The 439-nt window shown below is 60.6% G+C and carries 1 pseudogene; it reads right to left on the reverse strand.

The features are described 5' to 3' along the window. Window positions 1-439 (reverse strand): annotated as a pseudogene (locus ACW9IR_RS29655) (toxin VasX); the annotation flags it as partial.

The following is a 439-nucleotide window of genomic DNA, read 5'->3' on the forward strand; positions in this document are numbered from 1 at the left end:
TGATACTCGGCCAGATCACGCATCACGCCCAGGTCATCATTGACCAGCAGAAACAATGTGTCGTCCTGATACGGCCCGCGTACCCGACCAAGAAACTCGCCGACGTGCGCTTCCCGAAAGCGTCGTGGCTGCTCCCACAAATAAGGCTCACGCTCGTGCTCCGGCGCATCGCTGACCTGCACCGTCGGCATCCGCGTCGCATCGGTTTCGGCAATCGGTTCAGCACCCGTCGCCACCTCCGCCAGCCATTGCCGGGCCTGCTCAACAGTCAACAAATGCTCGCCGCCAACTAGACAATTGACCGGCCCCAGATCGACCGCCTGCATGAAGTGCTCGCGTTCCTCTTTGCTGTCCAGCACCTGCCGGCATTTCGCAGCGCTCAACTGCACTTCGGCAAAGGTCACGTACAGCGTGCTCTTGCGGGAAAAGATCAACGCCG

The sequence above is a fragment of the Pseudomonas sp. SDT291_1_S447 genome (assembly GCF_054070155.1).